21 protein-coding genes are annotated in these 21181 nt (G+C 65.1%); 11 read left to right on the plus strand and 10 right to left on the minus strand.

Features of this window, described 5'->3' with window-relative positions; translation table 11 throughout:
- Positions 1 to 126: 126 nt before the first annotated feature.
- The 3 genes from BLW81_RS13115 to BLW81_RS13125 all read right to left on the minus strand — a co-directional run bounded on the left by BLW81_RS13115 (position 127) and on the right by BLW81_RS13125 (position 3039).
- Positions 127 to 1461, minus strand: coding sequence for a hypothetical protein (locus BLW81_RS13115; RefSeq protein WP_011856875.1), 1335 nt, complete (start codon positions 1459 to 1461; stop codon positions 127 to 129).
- Positions 1462 to 1589: 128 nt separating this feature from the next.
- Positions 1590 to 1922 (minus strand): helix-turn-helix domain-containing protein, encoded by a 333-nt coding sequence (locus tag BLW81_RS13120; protein ID WP_024449211.1) that lies wholly within the window; start codon positions 1920 to 1922, stop codon positions 1590 to 1592.
- Positions 1912 to 3039, minus strand: a complete 1128-nt coding sequence (locus BLW81_RS13125) for a tyrosine-type recombinase/integrase (protein ID WP_046363131.1) — start codon at positions 3037 to 3039, stop codon at positions 1912 to 1914. Before BLW81_RS13125 ends, BLW81_RS13120 begins: the two co-directional genes overlap by 11 nt.
- A 397-nt stretch (positions 3040 to 3436) precedes the next feature.
- On the opposite strand from BLW81_RS13125, the gene BLW81_RS13130 reads away from it, so the two are divergent.
- The 3 genes from BLW81_RS13130 to ripC all read left to right on the plus strand — a co-directional run bounded on the left by BLW81_RS13130 (position 3437) and on the right by ripC (position 6476).
- Entirely contained in the window at positions 3437 to 3907 is a 471-nt protein-coding gene (locus tag BLW81_RS13130; protein WP_073683298.1) for a hypothetical protein, read from the plus strand.
- Between the two features lie 324 nt (positions 3908 to 4231).
- A complete protein-coding gene (locus BLW81_RS13135; protein ID WP_235632255.1) occupies positions 4232 to 4717 on the plus strand; it encodes a hypothetical protein in 486 nt (161 codons plus the stop codon).
- A 667-nt stretch (positions 4718 to 5384) separates the two neighbouring features.
- Positions 5385 to 6476, plus strand: coding sequence for a peptidoglycan hydrolase RipC (gene ripC, locus BLW81_RS13140; protein ID WP_157897687.1), 1092 nt, complete (start codon positions 5385 to 5387; stop codon positions 6474 to 6476).
- 20 nt (positions 6477 to 6496) lie between these two features.
- On the opposite strand, the gene BLW81_RS13145 is transcribed toward ripC, so the two are convergent.
- On the minus strand, positions 6497 to 7294 hold the full coding sequence (locus BLW81_RS13145) for an alpha/beta fold hydrolase (RefSeq protein WP_083407547.1): 798 nt from the start codon (positions 7292 to 7294) through the stop codon (positions 6497 to 6499).
- Positions 7295 to 7348: 54 nt separating this feature from the next.
- On the minus strand, positions 7349 to 8194 hold the full coding sequence (locus BLW81_RS13150; RefSeq protein WP_083407548.1) for a F510_1955 family glycosylhydrolase: 846 nt from the start codon (positions 8192 to 8194) through the stop codon (positions 7349 to 7351).
- 247 nt (positions 8195 to 8441) lie between these two features.
- On the opposite strand from BLW81_RS13150, the gene BLW81_RS13155 reads away from it, so the two are divergent.
- Entirely contained in the window at positions 8442 to 9137 is a 696-nt protein-coding gene (locus tag BLW81_RS13155; RefSeq protein ID WP_083410509.1) for a DUF305 domain-containing protein, read from the plus strand.
- 13 nt (positions 9138 to 9150) lie between these two features.
- On the opposite strand, the gene BLW81_RS13160 is transcribed toward BLW81_RS13155, so the two are convergent.
- Positions 9151 to 10338, minus strand: coding sequence for a sensor histidine kinase (locus BLW81_RS13160; RefSeq protein ID WP_083407549.1), 1188 nt, complete (start codon positions 10336 to 10338; stop codon positions 9151 to 9153).
- A complete protein-coding gene (locus BLW81_RS13165) occupies positions 10335 to 11081 on the minus strand; it encodes a response regulator (RefSeq protein ID WP_083407550.1) in 747 nt (248 codons plus the stop codon). Before BLW81_RS13165 ends, BLW81_RS13160 begins: the two co-directional genes overlap by 4 nt.
- Positions 11082 to 11218: 137 nt before the next feature.
- Between BLW81_RS13165 and BLW81_RS13170 the strand changes: the two genes are divergently transcribed.
- Entirely contained in the window at positions 11219 to 11473 is a 255-nt protein-coding gene (locus BLW81_RS13170; RefSeq protein ID WP_235632256.1) for a hypothetical protein, read from the plus strand.
- Here the strand turns inward: BLW81_RS13170 and ripA are convergent.
- Positions 11451 to 12866 (minus strand): NlpC/P60 family peptidoglycan endopeptidase RipA, encoded by a 1416-nt coding sequence (gene ripA, locus BLW81_RS13175; protein WP_173839720.1) that lies wholly within the window; start codon positions 12864 to 12866, stop codon positions 11451 to 11453. The two genes, BLW81_RS13170 and ripA, sit on opposite strands and share 23 nt — an antisense overlap.
- A gap of 325 nt (positions 12867 to 13191) precedes the next feature.
- Here ripA and BLW81_RS13180 point away from each other — a divergent pair, with 325 nt between their 5' ends.
- The 6 genes from BLW81_RS13180 (at position 13192) to BLW81_RS13205 (ending at position 18564) form a co-directional block, all read left to right on the plus strand.
- Positions 13192 to 13554 carry a BlaI/MecI/CopY family transcriptional regulator gene (locus BLW81_RS13180; RefSeq protein ID WP_083407553.1) on the plus strand — a complete coding sequence of 121 codons (363 nt, stop codon included), beginning with the start codon at positions 13192 to 13194 and terminating at the stop codon, positions 13552 to 13554.
- Positions 13554 to 14474 (plus strand): M56 family metallopeptidase, encoded by a 921-nt coding sequence (locus tag BLW81_RS13185; RefSeq protein WP_011856857.1) that lies wholly within the window; start codon positions 13554 to 13556, stop codon positions 14472 to 14474. The genes BLW81_RS13180 and BLW81_RS13185 overlap by 1 nt, the downstream gene beginning before the upstream one ends.
- A gap of 333 nt (positions 14475 to 14807) precedes the next feature.
- Positions 14808 to 15224, plus strand: coding sequence for a putative copper homeostasis (lipo)protein LpqS (gene lpqS / locus BLW81_RS13190; protein WP_083407554.1), 417 nt, complete (start codon positions 14808 to 14810; stop codon positions 15222 to 15224).
- A 102-nt stretch (positions 15225 to 15326) separates the two neighbouring features.
- Positions 15327 to 16445 (plus strand): PLP-dependent cysteine synthase family protein, encoded by a 1119-nt coding sequence (locus tag BLW81_RS13195; RefSeq protein ID WP_083407555.1) that lies wholly within the window; start codon positions 15327 to 15329, stop codon positions 16443 to 16445.
- Positions 16442 to 17707 carry an MDR family MFS transporter gene (locus BLW81_RS13200; RefSeq protein ID WP_011856854.1) on the plus strand — a complete coding sequence of 422 codons (1266 nt, stop codon included), beginning with the start codon at positions 16442 to 16444 and terminating at the stop codon, positions 17705 to 17707. Before BLW81_RS13195 ends, BLW81_RS13200 begins: the two co-directional genes overlap by 4 nt.
- A 242-nt stretch (positions 17708 to 17949) precedes the next feature.
- Positions 17950 to 18564, plus strand: coding sequence for a winged helix-turn-helix transcriptional regulator (locus BLW81_RS13205; protein WP_083410510.1), 615 nt, complete (start codon positions 17950 to 17952; stop codon positions 18562 to 18564).
- A gap of 62 nt (positions 18565 to 18626) precedes the next feature.
- Here BLW81_RS13205 and ripB read toward each other — a convergent pair whose 3' ends face one another.
- Both ripB and BLW81_RS13215 read right to left on the minus strand, forming a co-directional pair.
- The gene (ripB, locus tag BLW81_RS13210; protein ID WP_046361656.1) at positions 18627 to 19373 is read right to left on the minus strand and encodes an NlpC/P60 family peptidoglycan endopeptidase RipB; all 747 of its coding nucleotides are present in this window, start codon (positions 19371 to 19373) and stop codon (positions 18627 to 18629) included.
- Between the two features lie 486 nt (positions 19374 to 19859).
- Positions 19860 to 21083 carry a L,D-transpeptidase gene (locus tag BLW81_RS13215; RefSeq protein WP_083407556.1) on the minus strand — a complete coding sequence of 408 codons (1224 nt, stop codon included), beginning with the start codon at positions 21081 to 21083 and terminating at the stop codon, positions 19860 to 19862.
- Between the last annotated feature and the right edge of the window lie 98 nt (positions 21084 to 21181).

Consider the following 21181-nt stretch of genomic DNA (forward strand, 5'->3'; position numbering starts at 1 on the left):
ACTGCTTGAACCCGTTTCTCGATTGCTTGACTTGTGGCGAGGAGGATTGACAAAGAACAACTTTGACGAGAGCAGGCGAATCGTGGCCTCGGCGGCATGGAGTGGTTACGACATCGCTGTTGCGAGTTAGCTCCGCCTTCGATGCGGCATTGATCTGCCGCGTTCGGTGACGTAATCGGTCCAGTCGCGGGCGGCGAGTTTGGCCCAGGCGGCTGCGTTCTTGGTGGTGATCGCGAGCAGTTCGGCCAGCACGGGTGCGGGCATGTCGCTGGCGAGCTGGAAGAGGGCGGCTTTGCGATGTTCGTAGGGTTTCACCCCGACCGCGACGAGCTGGGTGCGGATGTTCTCGGTGGACAGGTGGGTGCCGGGAAGTCGGCCGGGGAACAGCCAGCCCGTATGGGATGGGGTGTAGCGGCTTTCGCATTGCTGCTCCAGATGCTCGCGGATGAGGTCGTCGAGTAGGGGAGGCATTTGGATGGGGATGGCGGCGAAGACGACATGCACGGCGTGATCGTCGGAGATCGAGATTTGGCTTGATCGCAGGGCGACGATGCGCGAAAGAGGTTGGGCGAACAACAATGTGAGCAGTCCCGCGATGCGGGTTTTGCGGCGGATTGTGTCGTCGTGCAGCAGCCGCCCGACGGCGGCCCACCGCTGGGAATCCGAGACGGTTACCGAGGGAGGTGACCGTGGCGGATCGGTGACCCTCAGTGTGGTGTTGATGCGGGATTGGCGTAGCCAGACGAGGAAGGCGTACTCGGCAGTGAGCGGCCTCCGGTGGAGCGCCTGGTAGCGCTCCAGCATCTCCTGTGTCGCTGTCGCCGGAGTGGCGTCGTGGGTGTGCAGAAACGCCATGAACTGAATCGCCACGCGGACGCGACGACGGCAGGCATCGGTCATCGATCTCGTCAGCCGGTTCTCGTGGGAGGCCTTGCGCATCTGGCGCAGTACATGCCAATGCGCGAATCGGCGAACGATGGCGGCGTCTTCGGCCGGAAGCTCGGCTACAACGTCCTCGATCCAGGGCAGCATCCGTTCGACGCGGATGTCGATCGGGCCCAGAACGCCGACCGCGACCAGGAGGCTGCGCAAGTAATCGTGGGCTCGGTCCGAGGGAAGATCGCTGAAGGTGTCGTGGCTGATTTCACGCGTTCCGCAGGCCATGTCGCGAAGGAGCTGCGGGCCGGTACCGGGCTTCTTTCGCAGCCACCAGAGCACCGTCTGTGGGCGGTCGGCGTTGATCAGTTCGTCGAACACGGGCCGTAGTCGGTGATGAATCGTGCCGCTGATCGGGTCGGTGAGCAGCTCGGTGAGGCGCTCGCGTAGGAAGCAGCGGGCGCATCGGTAGAACCCGTAGGGGTGTTCTTCGCGGCCGCATTCGCTGCAGGTGAAGATCGATGCGACACCGGCGCAGGAGGCGCACACGATGGCATCGTCGAGCTGCCACGCCAGTGGCCGCACGGTCTCACACCGCGGGCATTTCTCGGGGTGATAGTGCCGTCTGCGACGGCATGCGACACAGATGCGACGCCCGTGCGTCAGTGGGGTTAGCCGGATGGTGCTTGCACACTCCCAGCAGGCCCGCTGAGTCACTGGTTGTCGTGGGGGCGGCGGATGGTGGCGCGGATGGGTCGCAGGTCGCCGATGCCGGGTCCGCTGTCGTTGACCGCGGGCGCCTCACGGACTTGTTCGGCGACGAGCTCGAGCAGGTCGTTGGGCGTGCACGACAAGATGTCGCAGAGGGCGGCGAGCAGGTCGAGATTGATGCGCTGCGGGGGCTTGGTCGCGATCCGGTGCACCATCTGTCGGGAGATCTCCACGCCACGCTCGTGCAGCGGTGCGACAAGGTCGGTGGTGGCGAACATTCCGTTCTGGGCCATCAGCTGACGCAGGTTCCACCGCAGCACGGTCCTAGTGCTCATCTCCGCCTTCACCTGTCGTCGTGGATGATCCGTAGACGCGGCGCAGCGCCGCCTGCAGTGTTTTGGTCTTGAAGTCGTCGGACACCGAGGTATAGATCGCGGTGGTCGAGGCATACGAGTGCCCCACCTGTTCGGTGACGAACCGCTCCGGATAACCGAACTCGATCAGATGGGTGACATAGGAGTGCCGCAGGCAGTGCAAGGTGAGCTCGGCAGGCAGTCCCGCTTGCACCCGTGCGACGGCGAATCGCCTATCCATGGTCTTGGTCGCCACGCGCCGTCGACGCTCGGTCAGCCAGAGCTCTTGACGGTTCCCGGGGCTGAGGAGTGGGCGGCCGTGGTCGACCCATTGGCGCAGTCCGTCGATCACCCAGTCGAACTCCGGAACGGCGAGCACGGTGCGACGCCTGGGAGAGCTGCCGCGACGTGATTTGGCGTAGCGAACGTGGACGGCGCCGAACGTGCCCCAGGCCGGCATCCGCGAGTTCGGACGCAGGTCGGCGAGATCGAGATAGCACAGCTCGCGGCGGCGTAAACCGAAGGCGTAGGCCGTCTTGATCATCTGTGCGTCGCGCAGCGCCGCGAACGCGCCTTTGTTCCTGGACCGAGCGAGAACATCGACGCGATCATCGAGGAAATCGAACAATGTTTCCAGTTCGTCGTAGGTGAACGGGCGACGCGCGGGCTTGCCCTCGTAGTCGACCAGATGCGCGGCGGTGTTGTAGTCGTGACAGACCTGCGATGGGATCCGTCCGAACCTGTTCTCGCATTGCGCGATCCAACCGTAGCGGCTATCGAGTAGGTAGTCGCAGAACATCCGCAACGACATGTGATAGCCGCGAATGGTCGACGGTGCTTTGCGTTCCGGGCCCGACATCAAAGCGGCCGTGAAGTCTTCGACATCGCCGGCAGTCCAGTCCCACGGAGGCGCCCCGGCGAACTCTGCGAACCGCCGCACCAACGCCAGCCGCGGCTCGATCGTGGCCTCAGCAGCGAGTAGCCGAGACGCCTGTTGACGACCCCACCCAGACAGCATCGCTTCGAAGACTGCGCTGGCCTCGTCCAGGTGAACCACGCCCGAGGCAAGAACCAAGTGCGCCGACCCCGGAACGCTCACAAGAGAACCTCCATCTATCGTCAACTTAGAGTTGTCAATGACAACCGCAAGTTACCACACCTGCGAGCGAAATCCGTCTACCAGGAGGAACACGAAAGTGGTTCAATGAAGCGCATCCGGCGCTGGTCCCATGCGCCAGATATACGCGTCAACTTCAGGTTGATTCGCGACCTTCCGACCCATAGTGCAAGAGGTGTGTGGTCTGTGGTGGGGCGACGGAAGGGGGTCATGGGGCAGGGAGCTGGGTGGGCGGTGCTCGGTGGTGAGTGACGCGGGCTGTGGGCGTGGTGAGGTGAGTGGTGGTAGACGGATGCGGTGAAGGCGAAAAAATTGGTGAGAGGCGAATGTGGCTGCGGTGGTGGTCCGCTCGCCGGTGGACCTTCTACTGTCGGCGACTATGACAGCAGCAACGTCCAAGGTGGAAGCCCGGCGCCGGGCACGCGAAGCGACCCGACGCGCCAACGAGGAACGCGCCGCGCGGGATAAGGCGAACATCGATGACGCCGCGGACTTTCTCGTCGCGGTCGGCAAGGTCGCCGAAGTCGAAAGTTGGAAGAGGGAGCGCCTGGCCCAGCTGCGCGCGCAGGTCGACGCAGAAGCGGCCAAGCGGGTGGCTGGCCATCGGGCCAAGGCCGGCGCGGCGGTCGCACGTATGCAGGGCCGTGGTGAGACGCTGACGACCATCGCCGCACGGACCGACGTCGGAATCGGGATCGTCCGCACCATGGCACGGCATGCTCCGAAATGCGAGAAGCGGACTGCCGGGAATGGTTCGCATGCACTAGGTCTGGAGGCATTGTCCGGCCCGACCGCTCAGGGGGTTGACCCCCACGCTGACCAGCCTCCGGCGGATGCAGCCTCGGCGTGACGCACTGCGCAACGGTGCAACGAGGCCGGTGGTGCACGACGATGTGCACGGCCGGGGTGCGTGGGTCGGCGGGTGCGTGGGCCATCATGGAGGTGCGCCGTTACGCCGGTCGGCCCGCTGACGCACACGCCGGTCGCGCCCCTGGTGCTGCGAACCGGCCTGTGCGTCCGACTACACCAGGTCTGCCCAGCGCGGTGGGGAGCGCTCGACGTGGCAGGGGCTGCGCAGCGGTAAAGGGGCACCCGGGAGCAGGGTTACGGCACCGGTGGAGCGGGCCGCGGTGGCCGCGCTGAATGTCAGTGCCGGCGGATAGGTTCAACGGCCATGAGAAGCGCGGGACAGCTTGTTGTTGATCAGCGTGTGCACGCTGCCGAGATCACGCGCTTTCACAGCCATGTCGTCTGCGGCCCAACGGCTTCGGATTGCGACATCTGGACCGGCGCGATCGGCGCCGATGGCTACGGTCAGCTCTACCTGACCCGCGAGCGTTCAGGATTGTGCGTTCGCCCGCACCGCTACGCGTTGGCGATCGTGTCCGGTGTAGTGGCCGCTGGGGTGCTCGGGCTCCACGAATGCGACAACCGTGTGCGTCAAGATCTCGGCGGCAACAAAACCCCATCAGCACGTCGGTCCGGCCCGCAGGGTGACAACATTGAGCGGATGGCGCGGATGCATCGCGGCGGCGGCCGATATGCGTTGCGACGCCTCGACGGTCGCGGTATTCGACGGGAACGGTCGGCGACGCTGCGGGAGGCGGTGCGCCATGGTGGGGACGCGGCGCTGCTCGGTGATCAGGCCACGCTGTGGTGACATACGTCAGGGCCCCCCTGGAGCCGGTGCGCGTGGGAGCGGGTGCGGCGAGCTGGATGGTCTGGCGCGCGGTGTCGCAGTGCCGAGCTGGAAGGGTGTGCGGCGGTGGTGTCGCGCGCGGGCGCTTAGCCGCGCTGCACGAGTACCGCGTCGCGTGACGTCGCACCGTGTTGGCGTCGAACAACACGAGCAGAGCAGAAACTCGGGCGGTGCGGGCCCGGCAGATGCGGTGCCGCCCGATCGTTTCGCCGTGCCGTGGCCGTTGAGATCGACGCGCGGCGTGTTGCTCAAGCGCGCAAGCTTGAAGAACTGACCGACGCGGGGGGCAGAAAGCCTGAGGTAAGCAAGAGTGGCCTTGCCGCGCTGCACGGTGCCGGCGAGGAGGTCGGGGTGCGATCGCATTGTTCTGCGCGCTGGTAGCACCTGCCGCCGTGTCCTCCTCATCGCCCTGTATCGGGTGCCACGCCGTGCTATTCGGGGATGCCGGGCGGTTCGCTTCGAGTGGCGAGGACACGGGACACCGGATTTCAGGGCCCGTTCCGGCCTCAGTGGATGGACCGGTTGTTTCGCAAGGCCCGGCTGGACAGCGGCTGCCTGGCCTCGTAACCTAACCGTGACCTACGTATCTAGTACGTACTTGCTTACTTTGCCGAAGGTTTTCGCTGTTGTGAATTCATCTGTGCTGGCGGTCCTGCCGCGCGCGTTGGGTAGACGGTTCGTCTGCATTTTGGTGGCTTTCGGCGTTGTTGCTGCGCTTTTGGCAACCGATGTGCGCGCTGATCCGGCGGCTGATGCGCTTGCCGAACTGACTGAATTGTCGCGTCTGGCGGAGCAGACCACCGAGCAGATTCACACGGCGCAGATCGACCTTGACGAGAAGCTCGCAGCGCAGCAGGTTGCGGAGAAGGGGGCGGTTTCGGATCGCATGGCCGCGGATGCAGCGGCGGCCGATCTGGTGAGGTATCAGGCTGCTGTCGACAGGTTGGCCGCGGCTGCCTACGTGGGGGGGCGCACGGATACCTTGGCGGCGGCGTTGACGGCGACGTCTCCTCAGGATTTGATCGATCAGCTGGCAGTCCAGAAGACGGTTGCGTCGGAGCTGACTGTGCAGATGGCTGCGTTCCGGTCGGCCAGTGCGCGGGCCGCGGCAACTGCGGAGGGGTCTGCGAAGTCGGCAGCCCAAGCACGGAGTGCGGCCGATGAGGCGGCGGCAGTGCGGACCGACCTGGAGGCCAAACAGCGTCGGATGGCGGAGCAGATTGCTGCTGTGCAGGCCCGCTACGACGCTTTGACGCCTGATCAGCGAGCGATTCTGGCTGACCCTGGCCCCGCGCCGCCTCCTTTGCCGTCGACTCCGCCGGTGAGCGATCCGAGCATCGTTGCTATGCCGGGCCCGGCGGGCGGGGCCTCCTTGGGGAACGGTGTTGCGGTGGTCCAGGCGGCGCTGACACGGGTGGGGTCGCCTTATACGTGGGGAGCCACCGGTCCGGATGCGTTCGACTGCTCTGGGCTGATTAAGTGGGCGTTTCTGCAGAACGGCAAGTCGTTGCCTCGGTCGAGTCAGGCGCTTGCGCAGGGCGGGCAGCCGGTGGCGCTTTCAGAGGTTCGGCCCGGCGACATCGTGACCTTCTATGCTGACGTGTCTCACGCGGGGATTTACATCGGCGACGGGTTGATGGTGCACGCGTCGACGTACGGAACGCCGGTGAAAGTGGCGCCGATCTCGTCGGCACCGATTCACAACGTGCGGCGGTACTAGGCCGCCGCCGCGGCGCTGCGTCAATCGTTGAAGAAACGGCTGGTGATTTCCGTCCACTTGCGGATCTCGTCGATGGTGTGAGCGACGTGCAGCGTCGAGTCGGGGATCAGCTCAGCGAGGCGCTCGGCGGTGGAGATGGGATGCAAGGGGTCGGTGTCCCAGGCCAGCACCAAAGTGGGCTGGCGAATGGAGGTCAGCCGATTGGGGTCGGGTAGATCGGAGGAGCCGACTCCGCGCAGCGCGGCGGAGACCACATCGTCGTCGACGCCGGGTTCGAATTTGCCGTGCCGGTAGTTGGCGAAGATCGGCAGTGGGGGAGCTTCGGCCCATTGTTGTCGCCAAGCGGTTGTTCCAATGGAGTCGATGAGGTCGGCGGTGTCGAAGTACCACTGGCGCAGTTGATCGGGCCCTGTTTCCCAGGCGACGGGAGGGATCACCAGTGCCAGCCGCCTGAATCGGCGAGGAGCGTTGAGGGCGGCGTGCAGTGCTGCAGCGGCTCCGAGCGAGGATCCGGCGAAATCGATGGGTTCATCGAGGCCGGCCGCGTCCAGGACGCGCAGGAGATCGTTGGCTGCCTGCTCGAAGCGATAGTCCTCGGGTTCTGGTCGGCCCCGTGATGCGCCGTGTCCGCGTTGGTCGTAGGTGATCAGACGGCGGCCCTCGGCGATAGTGTCGATGTCGAAGATGCCCAGGCCGCGCACGATCTGCCGGCTCATGAGCACGCCGTGCCCATAGCCGACTGGCACCGTGTTGGGTGGGCCGCTGAGCTGGTAGGCGATGGTGGCGCCATCGGTGATGAGAAGGTGGTCATCCGGCATTGCGGCTCCTCAGATGCGTTGGTGCGGTATTCCGTGGGGTTTCGGGCCAGCCGTCTATTCGACAGCGGTGAGGACGTTGACGGTCGCGCCGTTGTCGGTGGAGGTGTAGATGGCGGTATCTGTGGCGATGTAGACCTGACCGTTGCCCGCGGCGAGCAGGGCCTGGGGTTTGTTGTTGAGCGAGTGGCCCGGCTGCCAGGTCTGCCCGTCGTCGGCGCTGGTGTACAGCCGTCCTTCGAGGTCGGCGCCGAGCAGGGGACCGCGGTCGGGCCAGCTGATGAACAGCAGTGCCGGCGCACCGGTGACTGCGCTGAACGTCCTCGCCCCGTCGGTGCTTCGGAGCAGCCCTTGGCGTGCTGTCGCGAGGATCTCATCCGGGGCATCCGGTGATATTGCGAGGTCGACGGCGGGGACTTCTGCGCGCTGTTGCCAGGACCGCTGATCAAAACTAACCATTACGGTGCCGGATTGGCTGTCGTGACCGTAGACCCGTCCGTGGCGGTACTTGAGTGCGTGGAAGTCGGCGCTACCGTGCAATGACAGAGGTTCCCAGGACTGGCCGGCGTCGCTGCTTTTGATCAGGCCGAGGTGGGGCGGTTGTTGGCGATCGGCGGGGTCGGGGTGGCCGCTGGCCAGGAATTCGTCGGGGCCGGCGACGGTGAAGCCCATGAAGTCCTGCGAGAGCTCACCGACTCGTTGGGGCGCCTGATCTTGCTCAACGGTGTAGAGGCCGTAATGAGTTGCGACGTAGAGCTTGTCGTCAGATGGGTTGATGCCGAGGCCGTGGATGTGCACCATGCCCGGCGCGACGGCGGGTGGCGGGCTTTCGGGGGCGTTCGACGAACAGGCCGCGGCCAGAGCCCCGGTCAGGGCGATGGCGAAAAGGTTGCGGATCAGCACACGGACACCTTCCGGTCACGAGATCTACGTAGTTCAATAGTAGGTGGGCAGTGCGTGGCTACTGCGTGAGGTGGCTGCGCCTCGGGTGGCGCCGACCGCGGGTGACAGACCGGGGGAGGTGTCTTCATCAAATCTTCATCGGATCACGAACCGACCCATACTCGGATTGCTGAGGCTGGGGTGCGGCGGCGCAAGGCTTGCCGTGTGGACGCATGGTGTCACGAAGATGTTCGAGGAAGGATGTGCGATGCAGCACAAGCGTTTTGGATTCGGGCTTGCGGCGCTTGCGGCGTCGGCCCTGTTTGTCAGCGGCTGTTCGAATGCAACGAACGAGTCTCAGTCATCGGCGTCGAGCACCACCTCGGCAGCAGCGTCGGCGTCGGCTTCGCCCAGTGCTGCGAGCAGTGACGCTGCCCATAACGATGCTGATGTGACGTTCGCGCAGGGCATGATCCCTCATCATCAGCAGGCGATCGAGATGAGCGACATGCTGCTCGGCAAGCAGGGAGTTGATCCTGAAGTAGTGTCACTCGCCAACGAGATCAAGAACGCTCAGGGTCCTGAGATTGAACAGATGCAGGGCTGGCTGCGGGACTGGGGAGTGTCCTCGTCGACGACGGCCCCCAGCACCGCCGCAATGCCCGGTCATGACATGCCTGGCCATCAAATGCCCAGCGGAGACATGGGTGATATGCCGGGTATGGGCGGCGGCGGTATGGGCATGATGTCGGAAGCCGATATGGCTGCACTGCAGAACGCGCAGGGCGCTGAGGCTAGCCGACTCTTTTTGACCCAGATGATCGAGCATCACAAGGGCGCGATCATGATGGCGCAGCAGGAAGTTGACAACGGCCAGTTCCCGGCGGCGGTCGAGATGGCGCGCAATATCGTGTCTTCTCAGCAAGCAGAGATCGACACGATGCAGGGAATGTTGGACAAGTAGCGCGGAGAGGGCACTAGTCAGGGACGCGTTGAGCAGCCGTGGCAGGGTGGTGTTCGCTGCGTATCGGGGTGATGGGCAGGGCGATGGTGAATGTTGCGCCGGCGCCGGGTCCAGCACTGGCTACCGAGATGGATCCGCCGTGGGCTTCGATGAGCGCTTTGGCTATGGCGAGCCCGATACCGGCGCCGCCATGCTCGCGGTCGCGGGCGGTGTCTGCCCGGTAGAACCGTTCGAACACTCGGGTGACGTGCTCGGCGGTGATCCCTTCTCCGGTGTCGGCGACAGCGATTTTTACCTGGTCGCCGTCACGAAGACAGTGAAGGTGTACCGACCCGCCGGGCGGTGTGTGCCGTAGCGCATTCTCCAGCAGGTTCCCCAACACTTGAGACAGTCGTTGTTCGTCGGCCCAAAGCGGCGGTAGCGGTTGCGGGAGGTGTACGCGCAGTCCGACCCCCTTGGTGTCATAGCGTTCTTGTGCTGCTGCGACGCACTGGCGGGTTAGGCGGTTCACGTCGAGGGAGGCGTAGGACATAGACATCGCACTTTCCTCGGCCTTCGCCAGCGCGGCGACGTCATCGGAGAATCGCACCAGCCGACGGGTTTGGTCGCGCAGCATGGCTGCTGTCTGGGGTGTCAGGGAGCGCACGCCGTCTTCGAGTGCCTCGATGTAGGCCTCGAGTACTGCCACGGGTGTGCGGATCTCGTGCGCGAGGTCTCCGAACAGTTGCTGGCGTGTCGAATCGACGGCTTGAAGCCGGGAGGCCATTTGGTTGAATGCGGTTGCGAGGGCGTCGAAGTCATCGCCGAGGCGCGGCGGTGACACGCGGATGTCGTAGTTCCCTTCAGCGACATCGGTGGCCGCGGCGGCGACTTCGGTGATGGACCGTTGGAGGCGTCGACTGACGTAGAAGCTGACCGCGAGGGCGGCCAGTGCTGACACCGCTAGGGCGCCTCCGATGGAGATCACCGTTGCGTAGCCGTAGGCCTCTTCGGCGTGGACTTCTTCCAGGGAGTCCATCGGGACACCGGCACGGTGGAGGTGTTCGCGGAACAGCGGTGGGCCGACCACGGCAGCGACCACCGCGGTCGTCGCCGCTCCGGCCGCCAGCACGATGGCTTGGGCCGCCAGGAGTCGCAGGCCGATACCGGGACGGCCCGGCCGTCGACGCCGGCGAGGGGTCGACGTAGGTGGGGGAGTCACTGTCCGGTTCCCATCCGGTATCCGACACCTCGAACCGTGGCGATGTAGCGGGGGCGTGCGGCGTCGTCGCCGAGTTTGCGTCGTAAGTGTCCGATGTGGACGTCGACGAGGTGTTCGTTGCCGACCCAGGGTTCGTCGCGGATTATTTCGAGAAGTTGTCGACGGCTCAGCACGATTCCTGGCCGCGCGGACAGGGCTTCGAGAATGTCGAATTCGGTGCGGGTCAACAGGATTAGTTCGTCGTCGATATGTACCTCGCGGGCGGCGACGTTGATGCTCAGTGCGCCGAAGCGGCGCGGCGGGGCTGTCTGTCGTTCGGCGGGTGCGGCGGCTGTTTGCAGGATGCGGGGTCGCCGCAGCATGGCGCGGATGCGCGCGACCAGCTCGCGGGGACTGAAGGGTTTGGTGATGTAGTCGTCGGCGCCGACGGTGAGGCCGAGCACGGTATCCAGTTCGGTGTCACGGGCGGTGAGCATGACGACGTAGGCGTCGGAGAAGGTCCGCAATTGCCGGCAGACCTCGAGTCCGTCGATGCCGGGTAGGCCGAGGTCAAGGATGACGACATCGGGATCCAGGTCGCGTGCGACGGCGATTGCGTCGACACCGTTGCCGGCGACGACGGCTTCGAACTGCTCGCGTTCGAGATAGCTGGCCACTACTTCGGCCAGGGGGAGTTCGTCGTCGACGACCAGCGCGCGGTATCCCTTCGCGCTCTCAGGCGCGCCCAGGTGGTGGTGCTGCATGTCCCATATGGTGCCTGCTGGTGCGCCCGTAACCAGGTATGGCTGACCGGGCGGCTGGATCTTCAGCAGATCTTCACACGACTCATACCGTTTTCCTCCTGCGGTGGGGTGAGGCTCACTGCGGAGGAGGGCCTGACATGCGTTGGCTGATGGACGTGTGCCCGAACAGTCTCGGGTGGCAAGCGTGGCTGATCCTGTGTGCCGTGGTCGTGGTGCTGTGGGCGGCTGCGATCGCCGGCGCGACGGCGCTATTTAACGCCTCTCGCTGGCCGCGTCGTTCGGGGCGGCCTGACGTGCCTGAGGAGGCCGATTCGCAGCGGCCGCACCGCGGCGCACTGACCGGTCTACCTGCGCGGCATCGCGGCGATGTCAATATTCGATCAAGCGGGTGACGTAGGGCGTCATGCCGGAGGTGCGTACGGGCGAGATTTTGACGACCGACCCGGTGTAGGGGGCTTCGATCATCATGCCGTCGCCCAGATACATCGCTTCGTGCTGGCTGGCGTTGGGGCCGTAAAAGATGAGGTCACCGCGTCGCATCTGTGACGAGGGGATCTTGCGGCCTGCGTTGTATTGCGATCCGGAGTAGTGGTCGAGTTTGATGCCGACGCCGGCGAAGGCATACAGCATCAGGCCCGAACAGTCGAAACCCACGGTGTTGGCGCCCTGGTCGATGCCTCGTGACGGGCCGTTGGCGTTGCCGCCGCCCCAGGAGTAGGGCACGCCCAGTTGTGACATGGCGCGGCGAATCACGAATTCTGAGGCCTGGCGGCCGTAGAGGCGGGGGATGCGTCCGTTGGTGATGCCGGGATCTGCGGCGGCGGTGACTGGAGACAGAATGCCGAGTTTGGTGAGGAACTTGCGGCCCATGTCGGCCGTCAGCTGCGCCGAGGTCGCCATGATCTTGAGGACGGCATTGATGATGGCCACCGGGTCGCCGGCCAGGTTAGCGCTGGGCACCATCGGCAGCGTGGTGTCCCACAGGCCCCCCTTGGTGGCGCCCCCCGGCGACGTGGTGCCGCGGTCCCAGGGAGCGCCGGATGCCGGCCCAGTGCCGGGTTGCGCGGCACTGGGCGCGGCGGCTGTCGCCGCCACCGGTCGGGCGGCTTCCAGTCGTGCTTGAGCGGAGTCGCGTTCGGTAGCGAGCCGTTCGACCTCGCGTTGCTGTGCGGTAAACGTCTGCTGGGCGTCCCGGAGTGCGGCTACCGCGTCGTCTTGCCGGCGTTGGGCGTCCGCGGCGGCGCTCTCGGCGCGCGCCCGCGCTGCCGTCGCAGCAGAAAGCTTGTTGGCCTGATCGGTCTGCCGACGCAGGAGGTCGTCGCGGACCCGCTGAAAGCTGATGGTGAGGGTCTGCTGGGTCGAGGCCCCGGCCAGGATCTCCTCGGGACTTTGTGCCAGCGGCAACGCACCCGACGGCCCGTTCGTATAGGTCGACGCGGCGAAGCGGTCAAAGCGCTGTTGCGCGGCCTCGATCGCGTGTTGGCTGTCGGTAAGGGCTTGGTCGCTGGCAACAACGTCGCGTCGGGCCTGCGCGAGGGTGTCGCGAGCGGCCGCGGCCTCGACCAGGGCACGGTTGACGCCCTCTTGCTTGATCTGGATGTCGCTACCGACGTCGGCCATCCGCTGGTTCGCTTCGGCGAAGGCCGCAACCAATGAGGGAACGTCGTCGCGGTCGGGGCTGCCGTCATGCCCGGCAACAGCGGTACCCGGGGCGCTGAGCACTAGTGCCGGCATTAATGCGCAGAGACTCAGGAAAGAAGTGAGGCGCCGCATCGATCTCCTCAGCTGGGGTGAGCGTTGTCGAGCCGCGCACCTAAGCCGAACGGCACTCGCGGCATTCCTACTACCGAGCTAAGTACGTAGCACAATAGTACGTAGACGGAACGTACATCACTTTGGTATCAGGAGGAACGTCTGTCACAGTCTCGGGTCGGTTACAACCGTGCGTCACGGGCGCTAGTTTCGCGCGCCGCGGCCGGTAGTGCAGATGCTCGCCCTATGCGGTCGAGGTGAGGCGTATCGCGGCTTTTCCCAGCTCGGCAGCTACATTGGGGGCTGAAGAGCTCGGGGCGCGAGGAGGCCAGCTCGTCGCGGAGAGCGGGAGGCGCAAATGGAACAGCGAGGATTCGGCGACCTCGAAGCGGTGGTCATGGATTGCGTGTGGGATTACGCCGAGCCTGTCACGGTGCGTGAGGTTTTCGACGAGATCTCTCAACGGCGCCAGATCGCTTACACCACCGTGATGTCGACGATGGACAACCTGTACCGCAAGCGCTGGTTGCAACGTCAGCGCGATGGGAAAGCGTACGTGTATCAGGCGTCCATGAGCCGCGAGGAGCGTTCCGCGCGTTTGATGAAGGCCGCGTTCGACGCCGGCGGGGATACCGATGCGGTGCTGGCGTTCTTTGTTGAGCAGATGAACGCCGAGCAGTCCGCTCGTTTGAAGGCGGCTCTGCGCAAGGGGCGTCGGTGATGACCGCCGCGCTGTGGCTGCTCCTCTATGGCAGCGCGCTGGCCTGGTGGGCGCCACCGGTCCTGAGGCGGATGACCCGTCACGGCATCAGCCCCCATATGGGAGTGGCCGCCTGGCTGGCCACCGTCGCCGCGACGCTGACGGCGTGGCTCGTCGCGCTGATCATGGTCATCGGCGCAACGACGGACAGTATTCGTACGGGCGCGGTCGTGACGCTGTGCCTGGAGCTGTTTGGCTTCTCCGAGCACACCCCCATGGCCGGACGAATCGGTTCTGTTGTTCTCATCGCGGTAGGAACCCTGACGTCAGGGTTCGTCGTAATGCGGATCGGTCGCTGCTTGTCGCGGCTGCGGGCGCGAAGTCACGAGCACGCGCGTGCCGCGCGGATCGTCGGCCGACCCACCGACCATCCCAATGTGGTGGTCGTGGAGGCCGACCGGCCTGCTGCCTACTGCGTGGTCGGACGCCCGAACGCCATCATCGTCACCTCCGCGGCGATGAAGTCGTTGAATCGATCACAGCTCAAAGCGGTTCTGGCGCATGAAAACGCGCACATCTCGGGGCGCCACCACCACATCCTCATGGCCCTCCGCGCTTTGGGGGGCACACTGCCGCGGCTTCCGCTTTTCGCGACGGCTCCTCATCGTGTGGGTGAACTGCTGGAGATGTGCGCTGACGACACCGCCGTGCGCCGCGTCGGCACGCATCCGCTGTTGGCTGGATTATCTGCTCTGGCCGGAGAACACCCGCCTGCGCGGGAAGGCCTCGCCGCGGCGGGAACAGCGGTCATCGCGCGAGCGCAGCGCCTGCTCACCCCCACACGCCGGCACGTGCGATGGCGCCACCGCATCTGCCTGACAGCCGCGATCACCGCCATGCTCGCCACACCCGCTCTCATCCAGGTGCTCTGCCACCACTAGCGCCTCAACGCCGGCCGCACGTTGCGCAGGTGGAGCCAATGCGCGTAGGCCGCCAGCAAAGGAAACACCGCTTGGCGCGCGGGCCGATAGAGAGCAAATTATCTACGTAGTAAAACCGTAGATGATCTGCGGTGCAAGCAGCGCTCCGATCTATTGCATCTCCTTCGCGGAACCTCCAAAAGGGCGTTTTCGCAAGGGCATCGGGCGAATTCGATCGTGCGACGGAACGGCCGGTTGGCTCGGCGCAACGGCGGTCGCGCTCTGATCACAACCCGGCATCGGCTCAGGGGCCGAGCCGGAATTCGCCGATCCGCTGCTACAGTCGGCAACATCGTGAAGTATTTCGACGCGAACTCTGGGCAACGCCGCCGCGCCATCGTCGCGGCGTTGATCGCGTTCTGGACCGTCATCGTCGGAGCCGAGTGGGCACTGCCCGGCGTGAATGCGGCACCTGCGCACGGACCGCACACCCTGGCCGCCAGTGCGGTCGGCGCGCCGATGTCTGTCGAGCTCGACCACCCCCACGTCTCCCAACCCGACGCCGAGTGCACGCCCGACACCCTGGCCGAAGCGATCCTGCCGCGGGGAACGGTTTCCCTGATCGCGCTCGCGCTGGGCCTCGTCGTGGCTGTACTTCCGCTGCTGTGGTGCCAGGCGGCGAAGGCGCCTATCCGCGGTCCACCACGGAACGCCCGCGCCCTGCGCACCGGCCGCGACGTGCTCGCCCACCTGTGTATCGCGCGCCGCTGATCGGCTAGCGTCAGGCCCCGTCGTCTTCGACGGTGGCCGGTGACCGCTCCCTGCCGTCAGTCGCCGCGCTTCGTCGCGGCCTCACAGAAGCGACATTCATCGATGAATCCTGCCCTGCCAATCCGTCATGCACGCACTTCCCACACCCGATCGGCGCAGCCACAACGCGGCCGCAACGAGCGGCCGGCCACCATGGTCGGCCAGACCCCTGTCTTGAGAATCACCGCACCGTTCACGTCAGAAGAGCGGGGTTTTTGGGCCAAACTCGAAGGCTTCAACCCGGGAGGAATGAAAGACCGACCCGCGCTACACATGGTCGAACGCGCCCGCTCCCGCGGGGCACTTACCCCCGGCGCCCGCATCGTCGAATCCACTAGCGGGACACTAGGATTGGGTCTCGCACTAGCTGGAACGGTCTACGGGCACCCCGTCACCTTGGTCACCGACCCCGGGATGGAGCCGATCATTCAGAATATGCTCGCCGCGTTCGGCGCCGACATCGAATTGGTCACTGAACCGCACCCACAGGGAGGCTGGCAGCAGGCTCGCCGTGACCGCGTGCAGAAGATCTTGGCCACCGACCCGCGCGCCTGGCATCCCGATCAATACAGCAACCCCGATAACGTCGAGGCCTACCGCGGGCTCGCGTTGGAACTGAACGAACAACTCGGCGCCGTTGATGTCCTGGTGTGCTCGGTGGGCACCGGAGGCCACTCGGCCGGCGTCGCACGCGTCCTCCGAGAATTTAACCCGCAGCTGCGGCTGATCGGCGTCGACACGGTGGGCTCGACGATCTTCGGCCAGCCCGCGGCTTCTCGGCTCATGCGAGGCCTGGGATCGAGCATCTATCCCGGCAACGTCGACTACCAAGCGTTCAACGAAGTGCATTGGGTTGCCCCCGCGGAGTCGGTGTGGGCATGCCGCACCCTGGCGGCCACCCACTACGCCAGTGGCGGCTGGAGCGTCGGTGCGGTCGCCCTGGTTGCAGGCTGGGTCGCACGCAATAGCCCTGCCGGAGCCACGGTCGCAGCGATCTTCCCGGACGGTCCGCAACGCTACTTCGACACCATCTACAACGACGACTACTGCCGCGCCCACGGCCTGCTCGACGCAGCGCTCCCACGGCATCCCGCCACCATTGAGGACCCGATGACCCAGACAGTCACGGCGTGGACGCGATGCACCACCGTTGTCGACCCCACCGAGGTGCAGCCACGATGACCCTGCTGTCAGCTTTCCGCAGCTTTGGTTGGCCGAGTCGGATGCTGATGATCAACCAGTTCGGCATCAACCTGGGCTTTTACATGCTCATGCCTTACCTGGCCGGCTACCTCGCCGGCCCGTTGGGGCTGGCCGCGTGGGCCATCGGCCTGGTGCTGGGTGTACGTAACTTCTCCCAGCAAGGCATGTTTCTCATCGGCGGCACTCTGGCAGACCGGCTGGGCTACAAACCGCTCATCGTCTGCGGATGTGTCCTCCGGACAGCAGGATTCGGCCTGCTCGTCTTCGCTGAATCGCTGCCGGCGGTTCTGATCGCCTCGGCAGCAACCGGCTTCGCCGGCGCCCTGTTCAATCCTGCGGTGCGCGCCTATCTGGCGGCCGATGCGGGCCCACGGCGCGTGGAAGCCTTCGCGGTGTTCAACGTGTTCTATCAGGCGGGCATTCTGGCCGGACCCCTTGTCGGGCTGGCCTTGATGTTCGTCGATTTCCGAATGACAGCTGCCGCCGCAGCGGTCGTGTTCGCAGCGCTGACCGTGGCCCAACTCTTAGCATTGCCCCACCGCGCCGCGGGGACACCTGATGAGAAGACATCGGTGCTGCAGGACTGGCGAACAGTAGCGGCCAACCGTTCCTTTCTGCTCTTCGCGGCGGCCATGATCGGGTCGTATGTTTTGTCATTCCAGGTCTATCTGGCATTGCCGCTTCAGGCGCGAGACCTGTTTCCGCGCAACGATTCCGTTGTCACCGCCATGATCTTCGTGGTCTCGGGTCTGGTTGCCGTCCTCGGCCAGATGCGGATCACACGATGGTTCGCCCACCGCTGGGGCGCCGGCCGCTCCCTGGTGATCGGCATGCTGATCCTCGCGGCGTCGTTTTTGCCGCTGATCGTGCTGCCCGATGACACCAGGGCAGGCAGAGTCGCCGCCGCGACCGCGCTACTCGTCGCCACGGCGGTGCTGGCGGTCGGGTCGGCGGCCGTCTTCCCGTTCGAGATGGACACCGTCGTCTCGTTGGCCAACAACCGTCTCATCGGAACGCACTACGGCTTCTACAACACCATCGTCGGAGTCGGCATTCTTGTCGGCAATCTGGCCACCGGCTCGCTGATGCAGGCCGCCCGAGATCTCGGGCAACCCTGGCTGCTGTGGGTCCTGCTGTCGGCAATCGGGCTGGCCTCCGCAGCCGCCTTGTTCCGGCTGGACCGACGCGGCCGACTTCAACCCGAACAGCTGACATCCTCTGGCGCGCAAACCCCCCGCTGAACACCCGAAGACGCGAACATGTCCGACACCCGATATCGCCATCTACGTAGTAACTACGTAGATGGCGATATGCTGGTTCCAGCATCCGCGCAGACGCCGTCACGCCCTGAATGGCCCACGCTGGCAAGGAGACTGCCACGACCATCGAGCCGCACCCCGCTTCGGGCAGCGTTGCCTCTCCGGCGATAGCCGCTGGGCGCATTCGCGTTCTGCTGGTTGAACCTCGGCGCATCTACGCCGACATGTTGGCCCGCACCCTGCGCGCCGAAGAGTTCGCCGTCGACGTCGCACGCTCAGATGCTGCAGCGCTCACCGCGGTGCGCGGCGATGACCCCGACGTGGTGGTGGTGTGCCTGGGATCATCCGCGCACGGCGCCGTCGTCCTTGACCGTGTTCGCCAGGCCGCCCAGTGCGGCGTCGTCGCGCTCGCCGACACAGAGATGGCGCCACTGATATCGCGCGTCGGAGTGGCTCCCATCGGCTCCCGCGACAGACTCAGCACGCGAATACGGCAGACACTCAGGCATTCTCACCAGCGCAGCGAGGAAGGCGGCGCGCAGCGACGCCACGTCGACGATCTGGTGATCGACGTGGCGGTCCGGCGGGTCTATCAGCGCGGCAACGTCATATCGCTGACTCGAACGGAGTTCGCGATCCTTCGGGTTTTGTCCGATGATCCAGGGGAGCCCGTGACGTGCCGACGACTTCAGGAAGTCCTCTGGGGGGCAGCGCAGCCCGGCGGGCGGTCAGCACTGGGCGTGCACATCGGCAATCTTCGTCGCAAGCTCGGTGACGCCCCGTCTTGTCCGCGCTATGTCCGGACGGTCCGCGGCGTCGGCTACTGTCTGGCCGGCTGAACCGTTACCCGGTGCGGACCAGGCTTTTGGTGGGAGGAAGCTGTTGGCGGAAGCGTTCGGGGTCAGGTCTCGATAATCCGTATGACGTAGGGTGTCATCCCGGCGGTACGCACCGGTGAAATCTTGATGGGAACGCCGGTTTGTTGCGCTTCGATCATTTTTCCGCCGCCGAGGTAGATCGCTTCGTGTTGGCTTCCGCCGGGCCCCCAGAACAGGAGGTCACCGCGTTTAGCTTGCGCGGGGGGTACCTTGCGGCCAGCGTTGTACTGGTCGCCGGACCATCGCGGCAACAGTACTCCGACGCCGGCGAAGGCGAATCGTGTCAGTCCTGAGCAGTCGAAACCGACGGTGCCTGCGCCTTGGTCGACACCGCGACTAGGGCCGGTGAGGCTGCCCCCTCCCCAGGAGTAGGGAACGCCGATCTGTGTTCCTGCCCTGCGGATAACGTATTCGATCGCCTGGGCACCGTAGAGACGGTTGCCGCGGACGCTCGTTTGGGGGCTTGCCGCGGGACTGACGAGTCCGAGACTGCTCAGGAAGCTACGTCCCAAGTCCATCGCAGTCTGGGTGGCAACGGCCGTCGCCTGCAGGGACGCGTTGGCGATGGCAACCGGATCGCCGGGCGCTCCCGCACTCGGGATCTTGGGCAGGAGTGGATCCCACGGACCGCCTGTCGGCTCGGCGGAGGCTGCTGGCGTGCACGCCAAAAGTACCGTCGCGACGACGGCAACGATCACCCCAGTCAGGCGAAAGCCGACCGCAGATACGCGGCCTTCCTCCGGGCGGACGCATCGGGCCATCGGTTCCATATGGCGTTCTTTCTTTCGGCTGTCGGAGCGCCGGTGATTGGTTTCGCCAAGAAAGGCGAAGCCGAGCGTTCCGTACTGTGCAGCAACGATGTACGTAGCGAATACGTAGATCAGCCTAACTCACATATGCCTCATCAGTAACACCAGCAACAGAATTACAGTGCTGGAATTTCGGCGGCTGGAATTGCTAATGGTGTTTTGCGAATGGGTGTTTGACAGTGTCGGTCGTCGATGGCGGGACTACGAAATAGCAGGTGGTCCGGACATGTGAAAACGCCTTTACCTGAGGACGGCAAACCAAAGGTGTCGTAGCGGAAAGGGCTGCGCCACCTGCGCTGCGTGGGCCCCGCGGCGCGCGATGCTTGGGTGACGCTCGGCAGTTCGCAACCCGGTTCGGTGATGCGAAACGTCCTGCTGACACGCATAACTGGTGCCACGAGGTGACTGGGAGGCGGCGGTTGTGAGTCTCCGCTTCTGCTCTGAGTTTCAGAGGTTGGCGTTGCCGGCTTTCCACTGATCCCAAGGGATGTTCCAGTCACCTAAACCGTCTGTCCCCGACAGCGTGGGGCCGGTGGTGTTGATGACCTCAACGATGTCGCCGCGTCGGGTGTTGTCGTAGAACCAACGGGCGTTGGCCGGATTGACGTTAAGGCATCCGTGGCTGACATTGGCGATGCCTTGGCTGCCCACCGACCACGGTGCAGAGTGCACGTAGATCCCGCTGTAGGACATCTGGGTCGCCCACTCCACCTCGGTGCGGTATCCGTCAGGAGAGTTGACCGGAACTCCGTAGGTGGACGAATCCATTACCAGAAACGAGTAGCGATCTCCGATGATGTAGGCGCCGTTATCGGTCGGGGTCTTGGCTTTGCCCATGGAGATGGGCATGGTCTTGACGATCTGACCATTGCGCCGCACAGTCATCGTTTTGGTGGCGTCATCGGCGGTGGCGATGACCTCGTCACCGATGGTGAACCGGGTAGTGACGTCATCCTGACCGAACAGCCCGTCACCGAAGTTGACGCCGTAGGCGTTGACCGCCACCTCTACTTTTGTTCCCGGTTTCCAGTATTCGGCTGGGCGCCAACGTACTTCGCGATTGTTGAGCCAGTAGAAGGCTCCCTCGACCGGGGGGGTGGTGGTCACGTTGATCGCTTGCTGCGCCGCAATCCGGTCGGTGATGTTTTCATCGAAGCGGATCGCGATGGGTTGGCCCACGCCAACCGTTTCCCCGTCGTTGGGCAGGACGTAGGGCATCGTTAAGTTGTCGGGCGAGTGGGTTTCGAAGGTCGCTGTCGTAGTGGTCGCGCCGCCCAGTCCAAGGGCCTGGGCATGCAGGGTGTACTGCTTGTTGTAGCCCAGCGGTTCGGCAGACGACCAGGACACGCCATCGGGGCTGAGCTGTCCGTCGACGAGTTCGCCGGCTTCGTTGGTCAACGAGACTTGGCCGAGAACGCCGTCACCGGCGGACACGGTAACGGGGGAGTCCACCGCGACACCGATCGCTCCGTCGGTCACCGACGCCTGCAGTTTGGGGACTAGCAGGTCGGCGAACGGGGTGCCTTTATCAGTGATGACCTCGGGCTGGGGCGCGGCGGCCGGCGACGAGCTGCAAGCGGCCGCGATCAGCAGCACCGCCATCGCCAGGACGGCCGTCCGCAGCCACTGCGCCGTGGCTCGAAACATGGGTAGGCGGCCTGTCTGCGGCATGTATGAGATTCTCCGAATCGGTTTGTTGTGACCGGCTAACGGGCTGAGCACCGCGGTGTGCGCGCCGCACCGGCCGGACGCGGGCGACGGTGGACCGT

The sequence above is a fragment of the Mycolicibacterium rutilum genome, assembly GCF_900108565.1.
In the GTDB taxonomy this organism is placed as follows: domain Bacteria; phylum Actinomycetota; class Actinomycetes; order Mycobacteriales; family Mycobacteriaceae; genus Mycobacterium; species Mycobacterium rutilum.